The organism is Arcobacter sp. CECT 8983 (genome assembly GCF_004118855.1).
Classification (GTDB): Bacteria; Campylobacterota; Campylobacteria; order Campylobacterales; family Arcobacteraceae; genus Halarcobacter.
In genome coordinates, this window is sequence record NZ_PDKF01000002.1 from 225,326 (window position 1) to 242,674 (window position 17,349).

Below are 17,349 nucleotides of genomic sequence, written 5' to 3' on the forward strand. Positions count from 1 at the left end.
TTTTTATTTAATAAACTAAACAGTTTAGTTTATTATAAAAAAATAATCTAAAATTTAATATGCATTATTATAAAAGAAATCAAAGTTTTATTTAATACTAAACTATACAGTATAGTATATTAATAAATAAGTGCTTTTAAGATAAGATAATCTTATGAAAAGAAATAGACCTCTAAATGAAGAAAAAAGAAAAGATATTATTAAAGCAGCAATAAAAGAGTTTTATAACAAAGGTTTTGATGGCTCAAGTATGGATTCTATCTCAACTATTGCAAAAGTATCAAAAGCCACAGTATATAAACATTTTAAAAATAAAGAAGAACTTTTTTTGCACCTTGCTTCTATTTTTAAAGAAAGACTTGAAGAAGCATATAAATATACTTATGATTCTAAAAAAGATATTGAACAACAACTTTTTGAAATTGCAAAAAAAGAGATGAACTTTTTGCGAAAAGAGGAAAATATAAAGCTTATTAGAATTATGACTGTGGTTATGGTTCAACGAAGTAATGTTGGGCAAAAAATTCTTGATAATACAAAAGATGAGTATGTGACTATGACTGCAAAATGGTTTGAAGAAGCTAAAGAAGACAACAAACTACATTTTGAAGATTCATTATTTGTGGCTAAACAATTTATTGGAGTGATTAAATCTTTTGCTTTTATTCCTCAACTTTATGGAGCAGAAATTATCACCGAAGAGGAAGAATTAAAAGTAATAACTAAAGCCATTGAAATGATAAAAACAATGTATATGGCTAACTAGCAGTTTGTAGCTTTTTCTATAGTGATTTTATTTTCAATTGCATAATCTTTACCCCAATCATGTAATTCTTGTAAAATGGGAATAAGTTTTTCACCATGTTTAGTTAATTTGTATTCAACTTTAGGAGGAATAACTGGGTATGCAATTCTTTGTACAATACCAACTTCTTCAAGTTCTCTTAGTTGTTGAGTTAACATCTTTTGGCTAATTCCTGGAATAAGTTTTTTTAACTCACCATTTCTTTTTACACCTTTTTTAAGTGACCAAAGAACCATTGCTTTCCATTTTCCACCTATCATATCAGTTGCTAATTGAAAAAAACAGTTGTAATTTCTTGTTTCCATAATAAAAGCCTTTATAGTGTTTATAGTTACCAAAAAGTTCCTATATTACTATTGGGTATATACTTGACATTTGTCAACTAATAAGTTAATATACTACAATAAAAATAAAAAAAAGGATAATTAAATGGGTAAATATATTGAATTAACAAATGATAATTTTGAAGCAACTGTAAATGAAGGTGTATCTTTAGTAGATTTCTGGGCTCCATGGTGTGGACCTTGTAGAATGCTTGCTCCCGTAATTGATGAATTAGCAGAAGATTTTGATGGTAAAGCAAATATCTGTAAAGTAAATACAGATGAGCAACAAGATTTAGCGGTTAAATATGGAGTTAGATCAATTCCTACAATTGTATTCATGAAAGATGGAGAAGTAGTTGATACTTTAGTTGGTGCACAATCTAAACAAGCACTTGCTGATAAATTAAACTCACTATAATATTAAATAACAATATTTATAAAAGAGGCAGTATCTCACTGCTTCTTTAACTTCTTCTTTTCATAAACTTTCATATTTAAAATAAGTATAATTAGATAAAATAACGAATTAAAAAATAATTAGGAAAATTGATGCAACAATTTTTAGAAGAATCAAAAAAAGTTAGTAGAGAAATTGCTACACTTAGTGGTGAAGTAAAAAATAGAGTATTAAATGAGATGGCTGATGCTTTAATTGAAAATTGTGATTATATAGTAGGTTGCAATGAAAAAGATATGAGTGTTGGCAGACTTGGAAATCTTGATGATGCGTTATTAGATAGATTACTTCTAACAGGTGAGCGAGTTGAAGGTATGGCAAAGGCTATTAGAGAAATAGCCTCTTTAAAAGAACCAGTTGGAAGAACTCTTGATGGATGGGTTACAGAAAATGGTTTAAATATTCAAAAAGTTTCTATTCCTATTGGAGTAATTGGTATTATTTATGAAAGCAGACCAAATGTTACTTCTGATACTGCAGCACTTTGTTTTAAAAGTGGAAATGTATGTGTATTAAAAGGTGGGAAAGAAGCTGAACACTCAAATAAAGCCATTGCAAATATTTTAAGACATGTATTAGCAAAAAACAAGTTACCTGAACAAGCTATCTCATTACTTCCCGATTCAAGTAGAGAAGGGGTTGCAAACCTAATAAAACAAGATAAATATGTAGATTTAATAGTTCCAAGGGGTGGAGAAGCACTTATTAAGTATGTAAGTGAAAACTCAACAGTTCCAGTTGTAAAACATGATAAAGGACTTTGTCATATCTATTTAGATAGAGATGCAAATCACCAAAAAGCAATTGAAATAGCAATTAATGCAAAATGTTCAAGACCAGGTGTTTGTAATGCAATGGAAACTTTACTTGTACATAAAGATGTTGCTGGATATATTTTACCGCCATTACATGAAGCATATGAAAAGTATGGAACAGAACTTAAAGGTTGTGATGCAACAAGAAAGTTCATTGATATTCAATGTGCAACCCATGAAGATTATGATACTGAGTATTTAGCAAACAAGTTAAATATTAAGATTGTAGATAATGTTGATGAGGCAATTTCGCATATTTCAAAATATGGTTCTGGGCACTCAGAGGCTATTATTAGTGAAAACTACTCTATTGTAAATAAGTTTTTAAATGAAGTAGATGCAGCTTGTGTATATGCAAATGCAAGTACAAGATTTACAGATGGTGGAGCTTTTGGACTTGGAGCTGAGGTTGGTATTTCAACAAATAAACTTCACTCAAGAGGACCAATGGGAATAAATGATTTAACAACATTTAAATATAAAGTTTATGGAACAGGACAGGTAAGATAGATGTCAAAAAAGATTTATTGTATTGCTTCATTTAAAGCAAAAGAAGGTAAAGAACAAGAGCTTTTAGAAGTACTTCAAGCACTTGAACCACAAACAACAAGAGAAGATGGGTGTATTCAATATATTGTTACAAAACATATAGAGCATCCAAATGCAATGGGAAAATCATTTCCTATAGTATTTAATGAAATCTGGGAGTCAAAAGAGGCTTTTGCATTACATTGCAATAAACCGTACATAACAAACTTTTTTCAAACACATTGTGTAGATAAAGATGGATTTGTAGAAGACTTTAATGTATGTGTTTACTCTGATGAAGTAAATTAGTTCTATCTTGAAGATAGAGCTAATTTAACTGCTAAAGCACCTAATACAAAAGAAGTAAGCATATTTAGAATTTTAGAAATATTAGGATTTTCCATAAGTTTACTACTTAACATATTCCCTGCTATTCCAATTGAAGAAAAAACAACTACTGTTAAAGCCATAAATACTAAACCTAAAATAATCATTTGCATAGGCACATTTCCTAGTTCAGGGTTTACAAATTGAGGAAGAAATGCTAAGAAAAATATAGATACTTTAGGATTTAAAATATTCATAATAAAACCTTTGGCATACATTTTTTTTAACTCATTGCTTGAATCTTGCACACTTAAATCTAATTTGTCATTTCTATGTCTAAATGCTTGATAAGCTATATAAAGTAAATAAGCAGCACCAATATACTTAACAAGATTAAAAGCTAACTCTGATGTTTGGAAAATAACTGATATACCAAAAGCAGCAGCTGAAGTGTGAATAATAATTCCTGAACAAAGTCCAAGAGTTGTAACTATTGCAGCTTTTTTACTTTTTGTCATACCTTGTGTTAACACATAAATATTATCAGGCCCTGGTGCTAAACATAAAAGAAATGAAGCAGCTATAAACATATATAAAGATGTAAAATCTATCATTATTTTTCTCCTTTAAAGAAAAGATTATATAAAAATACTACTTATACCACCAAATGAACACCATTTCTTAATAGACTACTTCTTATAAACTGAAGGAGGTTTGATTTGAGCTATTCAAAAAAAAGATATCTAACATATCTAATCATCACTATACTGGTATTTGTAATACCTTTTATTAAAATAAATGGTAACCATTTATTACTTTTATCTTTTGATAAAATGCAATTTCACTTTTTAGGTTTAGTATTTAATATGAATGAGCTTTATGTTATGCCATTTTTATTAATGCTTCTATTTATTGGAATCTTTGCAATGACATCTATGTTTGGTAGAGTTTGGTGTGGTTGGGCCTGTCCCCAAACTATTTTTAGAGTTATTTATAGAGATTTAATTGAAACAAAGATTTTAGGTCTAAGAAGAATTAAAAATAAACAAAAAGATATTGACTATTCTAAAACATCTACTAAAATTAAAAAATATATATCTTTAGTTATTTGGGGTATTTTATCTTTAATTGCAGCAATGAACTTTATGTGGTACTTCGTTCCACCAGAGGATTTCTTTAAGTATATAATAAATCCTAATGAACATTTTTTATTACTTATGTTTGTGGTGAGTATAACTTTATTTTTAATATATGATATTGTTTTTATGAAAGAACATTTTTGTACATATGTTTGTCCGTATTCAAGAATTCAATCAGCACTTTATGATGATGATACAAAGCAGGTTGTTTATAATACAAATAGAGGTGGAAATATTTATGAAAAAGGTACAAAATCTATTTTTGATGTTAAACAGTGGAGTGGAAATCAAGAATGTACAACTTGTGAAGCTTGTGTAAAAATTTGTCCTACTCATATTGATATTAGAAAAGGTTTACAAGTTCAGTGTATCAACTGTTTAGAGTGTTCTGATGCTTGTGCAACTGTTATGGGAAAACTTGGGAAAAAATCATTAATTGATTGGGGAAGTACAAACACAGTAATAAATAAAAAGAAATCACCACTTTTTACAATAAAAAATATTGTATATATCGTATCTCTTCTTGCTTGTTTAATGCTAGCAATATTCTATACAGGTGAAAAAGAAGACTTCTTAGTAAATGTGAATAAAACTACAAAACTGTATGGTATCAAAGAAGGAACAGTTACAAATAACTATTTATTAACAATCCATAACACAAATAAAAAAGAGTATACCTTTGAAGTAGAAGTTTTAGATCCAAGATTTGAAGTAAAAAGATATAGAGCATTAAAATTAAAACCAAAACAGAGACTAAAAACAGTATTAATTTTAAATACTACTAGAAAACTAGCCTCAACAAATAGAAAAGATACTCCTTATAAAGCAAAGATTAAAATATTTGCAAAAGAGAATAAAGAAGTAAGTGTTATAAGAGAAATCTCTTTTATGTATCCAAGAAGAGATTTACTTAAATAGCTTTTTCAATAATAAGACAGAAGCAAGAACCTTTTTTTAAAGGTTTTGCTTCAATTTTTCCATTAAAACTTTTTTCAATAATAAGTTTAGATAAATAAAGTCCTAATCCAGTACCTTCTTCTTTTGTTGTAAAGTATGGTTCAAATAGTTTTTCTTGACTTCTTTTATTAATTCCTATTCCATTATCTTTTATATTAATAATTACATCTGCTGAAGTTGAATCAACACAAATTTCAATAAGAGGTTTTTCAGTATCTTTTAAAGCATCACTTGCATTTGAAACAAGAGAAAGAATAACTTGTGAAAGTTCATTTTTACTCCCAATGATTTGTATATTTTCATCTTTTAAGAACTCTATTTGGTATTTGATATTTCTTTTTTTTAGGTCTTCATTTACTATAGACATAGTATTTAAAATAGCATCTTTAACTTTGAATTTTTCTTTTTGCTTTGAAGGAGTGTAAAACTCTTTAAACTCTTCTACTGTGTGAGAAAGAAACTCTAATTGCTCTTTTGCTTGAGAGTATTTTTTATCAAAATAGTTTTCATCTAATTTTTCATTTTCATATCTTTTTTTTAAATTTATTAAAATATATGAAAGATTATTTAGTGGTTGCTTAAATTGATGGGCAATATTTGCTAACATTTCTCCACTTTTTGCCATTTTTGATTGTTGTAAAAGCATATTTTCAAAATCTTCATTTTTTTGTTCAAGACGGTTATATCTATGTGAGACTGAAAAAGTAAATAAAATGGCTTCTACAGCAAAGGCAATAAGTACAATATCTAAAAAGTGATTTTGCTCATAATAATTTTTAAAATCAAAAATAAAAAGCATAAAGCAAACTATTGACCAACCAGCGCTGTAAATAAGAGTTGGACCAAAGTTTTTTATATTAAAAATTACAGAAATAAAAAGTATGGCATAAATAATTGTAAAGGGTAAATATTCAAAAAGTACATAGTGATAAAAAGCTGTTAATATAACTATATTTAAAAGTAAAGTATTTATTATTAAGTCTTTATAGTTTTGGGAATTTGGAATAAACTTACCCTCATAAAAATTTATAGCAAAAACTAAAGCAAGTAAGGTAGCAAATAGTAATGAAATCTGCTCTATAAAGTGTGGAATATTAAATAAAGAACTATATGAAACTATATAAACAAGAGAAAAAACTTGCATTAAACAATAAGAGATATAAAATATTTCTTTTGAATAGATGTACCTAATAAAGGTATATACAATCGTCATAATAACAATACCAAAGGTTATTCCATAAAGAAGAATTGTATTCAAACTATCTAGGCTCAATTTTATATCCTGTACCTGAAAGGTTTGTGATTAAATCTTTAGGAATCTTATTTTTAAGATTTTTAATAACTGTTTTTAAAGCATCTTTACTCATAGCACTATCTTGCCAAACATAGTTTTCAATCTCTTCATATGTTACAAATCTATTTAAATTTTTAGATAGTAAATATAATAAATCTTGCTCTTTTTTTCTAAGTTTAATTATTTCATTTTTTACAAGTAGTACTTGATTAAAGATGTCAAAAGTAGTATTTTCATCTAGTTTTATAATATTTGAGTTAGAGTTTTTTAAAGTATCTACACAGATTTCAAGAGCTTTATTAAGTTCATTTTCACAAATAGGCTTAGTAAGATATTTTACAAGTTGTAGTTCAATGGCTTCAAAAAGATACTCTTTTGTAGAGAATGCAGAAAGAATAATAACTTGAGTCTCTTTATCTTTTTGTCTTATTCTTTTTACAAACTCTAAACCATTTAATTTTGGCATTTGAATATCTGTAATTATAATATGAGGTTTGTGCTTGTCATAAATTTTTAAAGCACTTAACGCGTCACTTGCTTCATAAATATGTTCAAAGTAATTTTCTAGATACTCAACACCATTTTCTCTAGCTATATCATCGTCTTCTACATATAATATTTTTATGTTTTTTGTTAACTCTTTTTGCATTTTATATTATATCTAGTAATAGCTATAGTTGATATTTGATTATTAATTATCTTTAGTCATTTCCTCTTCATTTCCAACAACATTTCCATCTTTAAAAAGAAATTCTCTAAGCATTTTGTCCCAAACAGGAGAATTTTTTCTTAACCATTCTATTCCCATACATGCATGTTCAATCTCTTCATCACGATTATGTTCCATAATCGCTTTTGCTTCAGGGTCAGTAGCGCATTCTGCTCTTTGGTTGTACCAATCAACTGCTTCAAGCTCTTCCATAGTACTTTCTATCATTCTATGATAATCTTTTGCAAAATCCGAAAGTTGATTTGGATCTTCATGATATCCTTCATGTGCCATAATTACTCCTTTTTTTTATTTAAGTAAAAAACATAACATAAAGAATTTTATATTTATATTAGAATTTTATATTAAAAAGCTTTTAATATATTTACTACTTAGTAGTTGGTATAATAACAAAAAAATCAAGGGTAGTTATGGTAAATAAATCAATCTTTAGAGAGTATGATATTAGAGGAATTGTAGGTAGTGAATTAAATAAAGAATCAGTAAAACTTATTGGATACTTTTTTGGAAAGAAAGTTTTTGAAAAGTTTGGGAAAGACTCTTTTGTTGCAATAGGCTATGATGCAAGAACTCACTCTCCTGAACTTTTCTCTTATTTAGCGAGTGGATTAAATGCCTCTGGTTGCAAAGTATTAAATATGCACATGGTTGCAACTGGAATAAACTATTTTGCAAATTATCAAACTTTTAATATTGAAGATAAGAATATTACACCAACTGCTTCTATTATGATAACAGGAAGTCATAATCCAAGTGAATATAATGGCTTTAAAATAACTTTTGATAAAAAACCTTTTTTTGCTGAAGATATCTACTCTTTAGGTGATGAAATTATTGCTTCTAATATTGAGATTGAAGATAATGATAAAGCCTATGAAATAGATGTTAAATCTTTATATGTAGATTTTATGATTAAAGAGTTTTCTCACTTAAAAGGCATGAAAGAAAAAATCATCATTGACTGCGGTAATGGAGTAGCTGACACCGTTTTGACACTTCTTTTAGATAAACTACAATTGAATTATGAAGGTTTATATTGCGAACCAGATGGAACATTCCCAAATCATCATCCAGATCCAAGTGTTGAAGAGAATTTAGTTGATATTAAAAAGAAACTAGAGGGTGATTTTGATTATGGCTTTGCTTATGATGGAGATGCGGATAGAATTGCATTTTTAACGAAAAAGCATAATGTAAAAGGTGACATTATGGCTTTATTATTCTCAAAAGATATTGAGAACCCTATTGTTGTAGGTGAAGTAAAATGTACTCAAGTAATGTATGACCTTATAAATCAAAGAGGTGAAGCTTATATGTATAAAACTGGGCATTCAAACTTGAAGGTAAAACTAAAAGAGGTAAATGCCCACTTAGCAGCTGAGGTTTCTGGACATATCTTTTTCAATGATAGGTATTATGGTTTTGATGATGCTATTTATGCAACATTTAGAACTTTGGAGCTTATCAAAAATGGAATGGATATAGATAAAGAAATAGAAAGCTTACCAAAAACATACTCTACTGAAGAGATAAAAGTTGAAACAACAGAGGATGAGAAGTTTATTTTAATTGATAAATTAAAAACACTTTTAGAAAATCCTCCAGCAGGCTTCCCAAAAATCAGAGATATCATCGATGTAGATGGTGTTAGAGTTATTTTTGATAAGGGATGGGGATTAGTAAGAGCATCAAATACTACTCCTGTACTTGTGACAAGATTTGAATCAACTGATGAAAATGAAGCAAAAGAGTATGAAAGACAATTAAATAATTTAATAAAAGAAGCGAAAGATGAACTTAGTAGCACTACAAACTAAAATAGATAATGATTTTAAAAAGAATTTAAAAAAATTAAAAGAGCAAATACAAGCTTGTGATGATGGCTCTTTTATTTTAGCACCAGAAGTATGTTTAACAGGCTTTGCATATGATAGAATGGATGAAGCAGCAGAGTTTGCCCAAAAGGCTGTAAAAAAGCTAAAAAAATACTCAGAAAGTAAAACAATTGCAATAACACTTATTGAAAAAGAAGATATTGACTTTTTTAATACTCTGTATATTTTTCATAATAAAAAAATAGTACACACTCAATCAAAACATAAACTATTTCCTTTAGGGGATGAGCCTGCACATTTCTCAGAAGGGAAATTAGATAATATGAAAATAATTGATATAGATGGAATTAAAGTAGCTACATTAATTTGTTTTGAGATTAGATTCCCTGAATATTGGTTAAAGGTTCGAGGGGCTGATTTAATTTTAAATCCATCTATGTGGGGAATAAAAAGAAAAGCTCATTTTGAGACTATGACAAAAGCTCTTGCTGTAGCAAATCAATGTTATGTGTTAGCTGCAAATGGAGCAGATGATAATATGGCAAAAGGAAGTGGAATAATTACTCCTTGGGGAGATGAATATAGAGATGATTCTAAAGAAAAAATTGAACATAAAATGCAGCTTTCTGAGATTAAGAAGATAAGAAAATATATTGATATAGGATTAAAGAAAAAATGAGTAAATCAATAATTTTTGTTTGTCTGGGAAATATTTGTAGGTCTCCTCTTGCAGAAGGGATAGCCAAAGAGTATATAAAAAGCAATAATCTTGATATCTATGTTGAAAGTGCAGGAACAGGAGACTGGCATATAGGTGAACCTCCTTGTGAAAACTCAATAAAAGTAGCTTCTCAAAATGGTATTGATATTTCAATGCAAAGGGCAAGACAAGTTAAAACAGAAGATTTTGAAAAGTTTGATTATATAATTGGACTTGATGATTCAAACGTAAAAAACTTAAAAAGTCTTGGATGTAAAACTGTAATAAAACTAGGTGATTATGGATATGAGGGCAAAGACGTTCCTGACCCATACTTCTTTGATGGTTTTGAAGGCTTTGATAAAGTCTTTTCAATGATAAATACCTGCACAAAAAACTTCATTAAAACAATTAAAAACTAATAGAAAAGCTAAATTCTGTAAAAAAATATAGCTTTTCTATTCTTTTTGCTAAAAAAAACAAAATTACATTTAAAAAAAATTATTATAAAAAGCCTCAAAAAAAGCCACTTTCTTATAAATCTAAACTATTTTAAGAAAATTTTAAGTTTCTTTTTCAAAATTGGATTTATAATTCCTATATAGAATAAGGAGTTCAGCAAAAGAAAACTCAACTTTTGGTGTACTTAAGTTAATTAAGTACGTTTAAATGAAGTCTTATTAAGTAGGAGACACATAAATGTTAAAAAAAATTGCTTTTTTAGCTTTTTTATCAATTGCAATGTTATATGCAAACAAAGATTTAGATCAAACAATTGAAGATAAATATGCTTCATGTGAAAAAAAATATGATGAGTGTATTACTCAATGTGAAGAAAAAAATGGTTCTTTTGAAGAATGTAGTGCTGATTGTGAAACTAAACTATATGCTTGTCAAGCAGAAGTTGAAGAGGCTTTAGACAAAACAATCGAAAAAGAAGAGCCAACAAACTAATATTTAAATTACCTTATTCTATGCAATTTTAGAGGGCATGAAAATGAAATTTAGAAAGTTATCTATTGAGAAGTCATCAAAACTTATAGAAGAGATTGAAAACTATACTTCTTTTTTAGATACATTAAAACAGTTAATTAGAGTACCATCTGTAATAGGATATGAACACTCATTTTTCTTATATTTAAAACGAGAATTAGATGAGCTGGGAATAAGAACAGAATATTATGATGGTTTGTTAGTTGCACAAGGTAATGAACCAACAGATGGTATGTTAAGTGCACATATAGATAGACATGGCTTAGTTTGTACTGGACCAAATGAGTTTCAATTTGCAGCTTATCAAAGTAAAAATAGAATTGATTTAAAAGGAAACTCAGTATCAGAGCAAACATATCAAGCTATTGCATCAAGATTTTTAAACCAACAAGTTCAAGCTTATGAACCTTGGAGTGGAAGTTATTTAGGCATTGGTGAAATAAGCGATGTTTATATGAATGAGCAAATAAATAACTTAATGTTTAAAGTAAAAGGCTTAGAGCATTTACTTCCAGGTACACCTGTTGCATTTGTAGATAAGTTAGAAGTTAATGATGAGCTTATAAGTGCCCAGTTAGATAATGTTATTTCTGCTGCAATTATAATATATCTATATCAAAATGGTTACCAAGGTACAGCTTTTTTTACTGCACAAGAAGAAGCAGGTAGAAGCTGGAGATTTGTATATGATTGGTTCAAAAAGAACGAAATGACAACTTCTGAACTTTTAGTTTTAGATACAAGTCCTTATAATACAAGGCAAGAGGCTGAAGTTCAAGATATAGTTTTAAGAAATAGAGATGCAAATGCAAGGTTTAAATCTCCATTATTAAAACTTTTAAAGAATTTTTGTCATAAAAATAATATAGCTTTTTCTTGTAAAGATAGTTATATTCAAGAAACAAACAAGTCTTTAAGTAAAGAGAATCTTCCTTTATTATCTTTAGGAAGTACAGAGCTTGGAAGAATAGTAAAAGAGTCAAAAGGTTCAATACAAGGTTCAACTTTGCAGTTACCTACAACTGGTTACCATACAGTTGAGGAAACAACAACTGTAAAGTCTATAAAAAGTGTATTGTATATATTAAAAAATATATTAATAAAAGAAAATGAAAATAAAAACTAATAAAAGTCTTGTAAAAGAGTATTATGAAGAACTTTGGAATAAACAAAATAAAGAGTATATCGATATTTTATTCCATGAAGATATAGAGTTTCACGGTTCTTTAAATATCGATACAAAAGGTAAAAAAGAGTTTGAAGAGTATATGGATAAGGTTTTATTTGGTATTCCTAACTTATACCATGGTATAGAAACAATGGTTGAGGAGAATAACTGTATAGCTGTAAAAGCTGTATATAATGGAACTCACAAAGGACAACTTTTTGAGTTTGAAGCAAGTAATAATAGAATCAAATACAATGGGGCTTCATTTTTTAGATTTGAAGATGGAAAGATAATAAGTATTTGGGTATTAGGTGACTTGGCTTCTTTATATAAGCAGTTAAAAAAATAGATAAAACATTGGTGTATTTACAAAAATAAATACTTACATACTAACGAGAAAACTTAGGTTTTATTAATGGTAGTTTGCTGTTGTGATTATGAGGATTTAAGATGGCAAGTTATTATGAAGAATTCATTCAAAGACATGAGTTCGAAAATCCTTTAAATAGGATTGTTTATGAGATTGTTAACTGCATTAAGTTAAGAAAAGATTACAATGGTGCAGTTGGTTTAATATTACAAAATAAGATAACTTTAGAAGATGTTGCTTTAAGAACAGTTAGGTTATCACTTAATGATTTTATTACATTAGCAGATACGCTAATTTCAAGGAAGTAAAGTGGTTGAGTCATATATTTATGAATTAAGAGCCAATGATATAAAAGAAGAAGATATTCAAAGTATCATGGAAAGTGTTAAGAATAGGTTGTCTGAAGAGAATGTTGATGCTGAACTTGTAAAGTTAGGTTATCAAAAAGTTTTTACAGTAGATTATGATTCTTACGATGAGTTCTATAATTATGATTTAGATGATGAGTCTTAACTCTCATCATCTAAGAAGTTTTTTATCTTATTTTCGGGTTTTTAGATAAATTTCTAGCTTCTATAAGCCAATTTTCTTCTTCTATTTGATTATGTTCAAGTTTTAAGTATTCTTCAATCCATTTACAATTTTTTGGTGTCCACTCTGCAATTTGATCAAAATGAAAAATCCCTATTTCATTTAGCCTTACTTCAAGGTTTTTATCAATACCTTCTATTTCTTGTAGGGAGTCTTTTCCCATAGGTCTAGGAGCACTTCTAATTAGAGGTTTATTATAAATATTGCTTTGAGCACCTACATGTGAAACCGTATTTGCACTATAAATTGAGCTTTGGTTCTTTTCACCAATAAGCTTTCCAACTATTAATCCAATAAAGAAACCTATTAAGGCTGCAATTACTAAACATAAAACTATTTGAGATGCTATTTCTATCATGTTATTCCTCTATAATATTGAACTCTACTCTTCTATTTACTTTTGAGTAGCCTTTGGCATTGTTTTCTACAATAGGTATATTTTCTCCATATCCTCTTGCTTTTATTCTATTTTTATCAAAGCCATAGGCTATCATTTGTTTTTTAACTGCAACAGCACGGCTTATAGAAACACCTAAATTGAATTTTTTTGAGCCTGATGCATCAGTATGCCCTGCTACTTCTATTTTTATATTAGGATAATTTTTTAAAATTTTAACAACAGTACTAATTGTATTTAAACTTTTTTTAGTAATTCTATTACTTGATGTCTCAAATGTTATTGGATATTTAGTTACATAATCTCTTATTCTAATTTGCAGAAGTTGAGTATTTATAGACATCTCTTCTATTGGTTTTTCATTTCCAGTTCTTTTATATTTTTTGTCAGTAGTAATAAGTGGCTCATCTTCAGTTTTTTCTTCACTAAGATTTATTTCTTCTTTTTGAGGTTCTTCTTTTGAAATTTTTAATTCATCTTTTATTTGATTTTCAGAGCTTTCTTTAATAGGGGCAGATGTTTCTTCTTTATTAGGTTCTTGTTCTGTTGTTATCTCTTGTGTATCTTTTTGTTCTGTAATCTTTTTCTCTAAAGTTATTGGTTTAGATGGTTTAGATTCTTGAACTTGTTCAATAACTGTGGTTTTTGATAATTTTTCAAGGTGTGTATTTACACATAAAACAATTAAAATGATTAATGCTAAACATAAAAAAAATATTTTTTTTGCTGGACTCATGCTCTATCTTTGCCTAATTTTATTTGAAATCTAATTATTTTATCTTATTTTAAATCAAAAGTTTTTGAAACATGCCTATTTTTTCAATATTTACTCTAATTGTGTAATTAAAAAATCTAAGTTTTGATTATAAATAAAAGCAATATACTTTATTTAAATACAAAGGAGCTGTTATGAAAGTTTTATTTTTAGTAGTTTTATTGATAAGTTCTTTGATTGCTTTACCCAATGAGTTTGATAGAGAAACTTACAATAAAGGGGAAAAGGTCTTTGATAATAAATGTAGTGAATGTCATGTAAAATCGATGGATATTCAACTATTAATGAAAAACTTTATTGAAGAAGATAATAAACTCTTAAACCTAAAGGCTCCCACTGGAAATGAAATCTCTTTTAGACTTAAAAGTCAGATTGGAAGTAGGGATGATATAGAGTTTCAGCTTTTAGAAGCAATGGATTTTGTAAAAGACTATTTGTATAATCCAAATAAAGCTAAAACAATCTGTTTAGAAGGTGTGATAAAACATTTTGACACAATGCCAAGTATGAAAGGAAAAATTTCTGAAGAAGAAATAAAAGATGTAACTTTCTTTTTATATTTTTTAGAAGGCTTTAATGGTGTTAATAAATATTATCACAATGAAGAAGAGTTTTAAGACTCCTCTTCTTTTTTATTTAATTTAAAAGTAAAACAACTTCCCTTATTTTCTTCTGATTCTACACTTACTTTGATATTATAAGTTCTACAAATATGATGAACAATATTTAGTCCAACACCAAAACCACCTTGCTCTTTTGTTCCTCTATAATACCTTTTAAATATATCTTTTATTTTATCTTTTTTTATTCCAATACCCGAGTCTTGAACTTTTAAAATATTTCCTTTTAAAGATACATGTATTGTTCCTTCTATTTTATTGTATTTTATGGCATTGGAAATGATATTATTGAACATTCTTATAAAACTCTCTTTATCTATTTTATATATAGTTTTTTCTAGGTCTGATGTTATTGTAATCTTTTTCTTTTGGGCAAAGGCTTCAAAATAATTTAGTTGTTCTTTGATTACTTTATCTACTTCTAAATTTGATATTAAATCAATCTTTTTTTTATCTTGTAAAAATAAATAAACTAAGTCTTTATAAATTTCTGAGATTCTTTTTGCACTTAAATTGATTCTTTGCATATTTTTTTCTGTAAGGGCTGCATCTTTTCCAGTGGACATTAAAATAGCAGTAATAGGAGTATTTAACTCATGGGTTGTATCTTTTATAAAGTTATTTAATTTTCTTCTTTCATTTATGATAGGACTTATAAAAAGATTTGCAAGATAATATCCAACAAGAGAAATTAAAGTGAAAATTATCACAAAATAAAATATAATATCTTCCAATAATGTGTTAATTATTTCCTTAAAATTACTTTCTTGGATTGCAATATGATAAACACCAAGATGACCTCTTGGAGTATTATCAACTAAAATATAGTCACCTTCAATTCTTTGCATTCGTTTATTTACATCTATTTTAGTAGTAATATTTCCTGCTAGTTTTTCATGCTTTTTATTATATAAAGCATACTTATAATGAATAGTATTTGTTATCTTGGTAGTATCAATACTCAAGTTTGACATATCTGCATATATAATATTTGCGGAGATCTTAGAAGCAATACTTTGCATATTAGATGAAATTAAATCATAATAAAGTTTGTATTCAATTTTATAAAATTGCCAAAATATAATTGTTAGAAGAATAAAGGATGAACCTAAGTATAAACCTAAAAATCTAAAAAATGTACTCTTTTCATTTCTTGTTAAATCTATAACCAACTCCTTTTATTGTTTCTATGTATTCATCTCCTATAATTTTTCTTATATTTTTTATATAAGTTCTTATAGTTGAAGAAGTAGGTGCAGACTCATATGACCAAATATTTGAAGATAATTCATCTTGTGAAACACATCTATTTGTATTTTTTAATAGATATTTTAACACTTGAGCTTCTTTTAGAGGTAACTTTGTTTTAATTCCTTCATAGTTTATATAATTTAATTTTGTATTAAAGCTGATATTCTCTCCAATATCTAATTCATCGGAATCAAGATGAAGTAACCTTTTTATATTATTTATTCTAAGTTCAAGTTCTTTTAGTTCAAAAGGTTTTTTAAGATAATCATCTGCTCCTACATTAAACCCTTCTTCTATATCTTCTATTGAGTTTAGTGAGGTTATAAAAATAGCAGGAGTTGTAATAGATTCTTCCCTTAAACTTTTTAAGAAGTCAAAACCTGTGATATTTGGAACATTTACATCAAGTATCAATAAATCAAAGTGTTCATCATACATAATTTCACTTGCTTTCATTCCATCATAGACACAAGTAACGTTATATCCTAAGCCTTGTAAAAACTCTTCAATTATTTCATTTAATATTAAATCATCTTCTAGTAGTAAAATTTTCATAAATAAAGTATAGCATACATTGAAAAAATATATCTACACAGGTGCTACACAATAACTTAACAAAACTTTATTAGAATTTCAGTATATTAAATAAAAAGGAGATTAAAATGAAATCACTAACAAAAATCTTATTATCATCGGTACTTGCAATGTCATTAGCAAATGCAGCACCTTATAAACTGGATAAAGTTCACTCTGATGTAGGCTTTTCAGTAAAGCATTTAATGATTACAAACGTAAAAGGTAACTTTACTAATTTTGAGGGAAAAATTGATTTTGACCAAGAGAATAAAACATTTAATGTTTTTGAAGGAACTATTAAAACAAATTCGATTAATACAGGAATTCTTAAAAGAGATAATCATTTAAGAAGTGATGATTTCTTTGCAGCTGATAAATACCCAGAAATGACATTTAAAATGAAATCTTACAAAAAAGATGGAGATGAAGGTTTAATGGTTGGTGATCTTACTATTAGAGGGGTAACAAAAGAAGTAGAACTAGAAGTTGAAGATATAGCAACAGTAAAAGATTTCGAAGGAAATAATAGAGTAGGATTTACTTTAGAAGGCAAAATAAATAGAATGGATTATGGACTTAAATGGAATAAAGCCTTAGAATTTGGTGGAGTTGCTGTTAGTGAAACTGTAAACATAATTGTAGAAATACAAGCAGTAGAAAAATAAAAAATATAAGTGACTAATAAAGGGGAAAAG

Annotated in this window: 24 protein-coding genes; 15 read left to right on the forward strand and 9 right to left on the reverse strand. The window is 27.6% G+C overall.

Annotation, left to right across the window (positions count from 1 at the left end; translation table 11 throughout):
- Nucleotides 1-154: 154 nt before the first annotated feature.
- A complete protein-coding gene (locus CRV01_RS01105) occupies nt 155-766 on the forward strand; it encodes a TetR/AcrR family transcriptional regulator (protein WP_129006220.1) in 612 nt (203 codons plus the stop codon).
- Here the strand turns inward: CRV01_RS01105 and CRV01_RS01110 are convergent.
- The gene (locus CRV01_RS01110) at nt 763-1,110 is read right to left on the reverse strand and encodes a helix-turn-helix domain-containing protein (RefSeq protein WP_129006222.1); all 348 of its coding nucleotides are present in this window, start codon (nt 1,108-1,110) and stop codon (nt 763-765) included. The genes CRV01_RS01105 and CRV01_RS01110 overlap by 4 nt on opposite strands.
- Nucleotides 1,111-1,234: 124 nt before the next feature.
- Between CRV01_RS01110 and trxA the strand changes: the two genes are divergently transcribed.
- The 3 genes from trxA to CRV01_RS01125 all read left to right on the forward strand — a co-directional run bounded on the left by trxA (nt 1,235) and on the right by CRV01_RS01125 (nt 3,240).
- Entirely contained in the window at nt 1,235-1,549 is a 315-nt protein-coding gene (gene trxA, locus CRV01_RS01115; protein ID WP_129006224.1) for a thioredoxin, read from the forward strand.
- Between the two features lie 131 nt (nt 1,550-1,680).
- Complete coding sequence (locus tag CRV01_RS01120; RefSeq protein WP_129006226.1) at nt 1,681-2,913, forward strand: glutamate-5-semialdehyde dehydrogenase; 1,233 nt, start codon at nt 1,681-1,683, stop codon at nt 2,911-2,913.
- Nucleotides 2,914-3,240 carry a putative quinol monooxygenase gene (locus tag CRV01_RS01125; RefSeq protein WP_129006228.1) on the forward strand — a complete coding sequence of 109 codons (327 nt, stop codon included), beginning with the start codon at nt 2,914-2,916 and terminating at the stop codon, nt 3,238-3,240.
- A 2-nt stretch (nt 3,241-3,242) separates the two neighbouring features.
- On the opposite strand, the gene CRV01_RS01130 is transcribed toward CRV01_RS01125, so the two are convergent.
- Entirely contained in the window at nt 3,243-3,872 is a 630-nt protein-coding gene (locus CRV01_RS01130) for a LysE family translocator (RefSeq protein ID WP_129006230.1), read from the reverse strand.
- A gap of 105 nt (nt 3,873-3,977) precedes the next feature.
- On the opposite strand from CRV01_RS01130, the gene ccoG reads away from it, so the two are divergent.
- On the forward strand, nt 3,978-5,315 hold the full coding sequence (gene ccoG / locus CRV01_RS01135; RefSeq protein ID WP_129006232.1) for a cytochrome c oxidase accessory protein CcoG: 1,338 nt from the start codon (nt 3,978-3,980) through the stop codon (nt 5,313-5,315).
- Here ccoG and CRV01_RS01140 read toward each other — a convergent pair.
- From CRV01_RS01140 to CRV01_RS01150, 3 genes are read right to left on the reverse strand one after another with little or no spacing between them, the layout of a single operon-like run.
- Nucleotides 5,308-6,627: a sensor histidine kinase gene (locus tag CRV01_RS01140; protein WP_129006234.1), complete on the reverse strand. Its 1,320-nt coding sequence runs from the start codon at nt 6,625-6,627 to the stop codon at nt 5,308-5,310. The two genes, ccoG and CRV01_RS01140, sit on opposite strands and share 8 nt — an antisense overlap.
- Nucleotides 6,614-7,297 (reverse strand): response regulator transcription factor, encoded by a 684-nt coding sequence (locus CRV01_RS01145; protein WP_129006236.1) that lies wholly within the window; start codon nt 7,295-7,297, stop codon nt 6,614-6,616. The genes CRV01_RS01140 and CRV01_RS01145 overlap by 14 nt, the downstream gene beginning before the upstream one ends.
- Before the next feature lie 42 nt (nt 7,298-7,339).
- On the reverse strand, nt 7,340-7,651 hold the full coding sequence (locus tag CRV01_RS01150; RefSeq protein ID WP_129006238.1) for an encapsulin-associated ferritin-like protein: 312 nt from the start codon (nt 7,649-7,651) through the stop codon (nt 7,340-7,342).
- Between the two features lie 137 nt (nt 7,652-7,788).
- Here CRV01_RS01150 and CRV01_RS01155 point away from each other — a divergent pair, with 137 nt between their 5' ends.
- The 8 genes from CRV01_RS01155 to CRV01_RS01190 all read left to right on the forward strand — a co-directional run bounded on the left by CRV01_RS01155 (nt 7,789) and on the right by CRV01_RS01190 (nt 12,957).
- The gene (locus CRV01_RS01155) at nt 7,789-9,195 is read left to right on the forward strand and encodes a phosphomannomutase/phosphoglucomutase (protein ID WP_129006240.1); all 1,407 of its coding nucleotides are present in this window, start codon (nt 7,789-7,791) and stop codon (nt 9,193-9,195) included.
- Nucleotides 9,170-9,892: a carbon-nitrogen hydrolase family protein gene (locus CRV01_RS01160; RefSeq protein ID WP_129006242.1), complete on the forward strand. Its 723-nt coding sequence runs from the start codon at nt 9,170-9,172 to the stop codon at nt 9,890-9,892. The genes CRV01_RS01155 and CRV01_RS01160 overlap by 26 nt, the downstream gene beginning before the upstream one ends.
- The gene (locus CRV01_RS01165) at nt 9,889-10,335 is read left to right on the forward strand and encodes a low molecular weight protein-tyrosine-phosphatase (RefSeq protein WP_129006245.1); all 447 of its coding nucleotides are present in this window, start codon (nt 9,889-9,891) and stop codon (nt 10,333-10,335) included. The genes CRV01_RS01160 and CRV01_RS01165 overlap by 4 nt, the downstream gene beginning before the upstream one ends.
- A gap of 277 nt (nt 10,336-10,612) precedes the next feature.
- Nucleotides 10,613-10,867 carry a hypothetical protein gene (locus tag CRV01_RS01170; RefSeq protein WP_129006247.1) on the forward strand — a complete coding sequence of 85 codons (255 nt, stop codon included), beginning with the start codon at nt 10,613-10,615 and terminating at the stop codon, nt 10,865-10,867.
- 43 nt (nt 10,868-10,910) lie between these two features.
- Nucleotides 10,911-12,032 (forward strand): peptidase M42, encoded by a 1,122-nt coding sequence (locus CRV01_RS01175; protein WP_129006248.1) that lies wholly within the window; start codon nt 10,911-10,913, stop codon nt 12,030-12,032.
- On the forward strand, nt 12,016-12,423 hold the full coding sequence (locus CRV01_RS01180; RefSeq protein WP_129006250.1) for an ester cyclase: 408 nt from the start codon (nt 12,016-12,018) through the stop codon (nt 12,421-12,423). Before CRV01_RS01175 ends, CRV01_RS01180 begins: the two co-directional genes overlap by 17 nt.
- 101 nt (nt 12,424-12,524) lie before the next feature.
- The gene (locus tag CRV01_RS01185; RefSeq protein WP_129006252.1) at nt 12,525-12,752 is read left to right on the forward strand and encodes a hypothetical protein; all 228 of its coding nucleotides are present in this window, start codon (nt 12,525-12,527) and stop codon (nt 12,750-12,752) included.
- Nucleotide 12,753: 1 nt separating this feature from the next.
- Nucleotides 12,754-12,957 carry a hypothetical protein gene (locus CRV01_RS01190; protein ID WP_129006255.1) on the forward strand — a complete coding sequence of 68 codons (204 nt, stop codon included), beginning with the start codon at nt 12,754-12,756 and terminating at the stop codon, nt 12,955-12,957.
- A 22-nt stretch (nt 12,958-12,979) separates the two neighbouring features.
- Here CRV01_RS01190 and CRV01_RS01195 read toward each other — a convergent pair whose 3' ends face one another.
- Nucleotides 12,980-13,393, reverse strand: a complete 414-nt coding sequence (locus CRV01_RS01195) for a hypothetical protein (protein ID WP_129006257.1) — start codon at nt 13,391-13,393, stop codon at nt 12,980-12,982.
- 1 nt (nt 13,394) lies between these two features.
- A complete protein-coding gene (locus CRV01_RS01200) occupies nt 13,395-14,168 on the reverse strand; it encodes an OmpA family protein (RefSeq protein ID WP_129006259.1) in 774 nt (257 codons plus the stop codon).
- Between the two features lie 173 nt (nt 14,169-14,341).
- Here CRV01_RS01200 and CRV01_RS01205 point away from each other — a divergent pair, with 173 nt between their 5' ends.
- Nucleotides 14,342-14,824 (forward strand): hypothetical protein, encoded by a 483-nt coding sequence (locus CRV01_RS01205; protein ID WP_129006261.1) that lies wholly within the window; start codon nt 14,342-14,344, stop codon nt 14,822-14,824.
- Here CRV01_RS01205 and CRV01_RS01210 read toward each other — a convergent pair.
- Together CRV01_RS01210 and CRV01_RS01215 are read right to left on the reverse strand one after the other, a co-directional pair.
- Nucleotides 14,821-15,999: a cell wall metabolism sensor histidine kinase WalK gene (locus CRV01_RS01210; protein WP_129006263.1), complete on the reverse strand. Its 1,179-nt coding sequence runs from the start codon at nt 15,997-15,999 to the stop codon at nt 14,821-14,823. The genes CRV01_RS01205 and CRV01_RS01210 overlap by 4 nt on opposite strands.
- Nucleotides 15,974-16,633 (reverse strand): response regulator transcription factor, encoded by a 660-nt coding sequence (locus CRV01_RS01215; RefSeq protein ID WP_129006265.1) that lies wholly within the window; start codon nt 16,631-16,633, stop codon nt 15,974-15,976. Before CRV01_RS01215 ends, CRV01_RS01210 begins: the two co-directional genes overlap by 26 nt.
- Nucleotides 16,634-16,740: 107 nt before the next feature.
- Here CRV01_RS01215 and CRV01_RS01220 point away from each other — a divergent pair, with 107 nt between their 5' ends.
- Nucleotides 16,741-17,319: a YceI family protein gene (locus CRV01_RS01220; protein WP_129006267.1), complete on the forward strand. Its 579-nt coding sequence runs from the start codon at nt 16,741-16,743 to the stop codon at nt 17,317-17,319.
- Nucleotides 17,320-17,349 lie beyond the last annotated feature (30 nt).